1 protein-coding gene is annotated in these 1,326 nt (G+C 54.3%); it reads left to right on the forward strand.

The annotated features are described in order from the left end of the window. Window positions 1-1,210: Ig-like domain-containing protein (locus Q0895_RS13365; protein WP_299189757.1), on the forward strand; the 1,210-nt coding region annotated here is incomplete at its 5' end. Window positions 1,211-1,326 lie beyond the last annotated feature (116 nt).

Consider the following 1,326-nt stretch of genomic DNA (forward strand, 5'->3'; position numbering starts at 1 on the left):
TACAGGCGCTTATGAGGTAGTGCTTGAGACGCCGCTTACCAATGGTGAGGTGATCAACGCCACAGCAACCGACGACGTGGACAATACCTCAGTTGAATCAGAGCCTGCTACTGCTCCAGACTCAACTGCCCCTGAGGCGCCAGATGTTACTATCAATGCTGATGGCAGCTTGGTGACGGTGATGGGCGAAGAGGGTGCGACGGTGAGTCTCACCACGCCAAACGGTTTGATTGAGGGTCTGATTGAAAACGGTAGCTTTACTGCGCCGCTTGATCCGGCATTAACCAATGGCGAAACCATCAGTGCAACCTTAACCGATGCTGCCAACAACACATCAGACGCAGGCACTGCTAGAGCCACTGACTCAACTGCTCCTGAGGCGCCAGTCATCACCGACTTTGATGGCACAATCGTCACCGGCACCGCTGAGCCAGGTTCTAGGGTTACCATCTTAGATGAGAGTAATACGATTATCGGTAGCGCGGCCGCTAATACCGATACAGGCGCTTATGAGGTAGTGCTTGAGACGCCGCTTACCAATGGTGAGGTGATCAACGCCACAGCAACCGACGACGCGGACAACACCTCAGTTGAATCAGAGCCTGCTACTGCTCCAGACACCACCGCTCCTAAGGCGCCAGTGGTTGACATCAATACTGATGGCAGCTCGGTGACGGTGATGGGTGAAGAGGGCGCGACGGTGAGCATTACCACGCCAAACGGTTTGATTGAGGGTCTGATTGAAAACGGCAGCTTTACTGCGCCGCTTGATCCAGCATTAACCAATGGCGAAACCATCAGTGCAACCTTAACCGATGCTGCTAACAACACATCAGACGCAGGCACTGCTAGAGCCACTGACTCAACCGCCCCTAGTGCGCCAACCAACTTGGTTGTTAATGACGATGGCAGCAGGGTATCAGGTTTAGGAGAGCCTGATGCCACAGTTGAGATCAAAGATCCTACAGGTGCGGTTATTGGCACAGGTACCGTTGCAAAAGACGGCACGTTTGACGTTGTATTGACCACGCCGCAGCGTGACGGTGAAAACCTAGAGGTCAGCTTGACGGATACCGCAGGTAACCCCTCAGACTCAAGCACGGCTACTGCTCCAGACACTACCGCCCCTGAGGCACCAGTCATCACCGACTTTGATGGCACAATCGTCACCGGCACCGCTGAGCCAGGTTCTAGGGTTACCATCTTATGAGAGTAATACGATTATCGGTCGCGCGGCCGCTAATGCCGATACAGGCGCTTATGAGGTAGTGCTTGAGACGCCGCTTACCAATGGTGAGGTGATCAACGCCACAGCAACCGACGACG

Origin of the sequence: uncultured Psychrobacter sp. (assembly GCF_947495825.1) — a bacterium.
Classification (GTDB): Bacteria; Pseudomonadota; Gammaproteobacteria; order Pseudomonadales; family Moraxellaceae; genus Psychrobacter.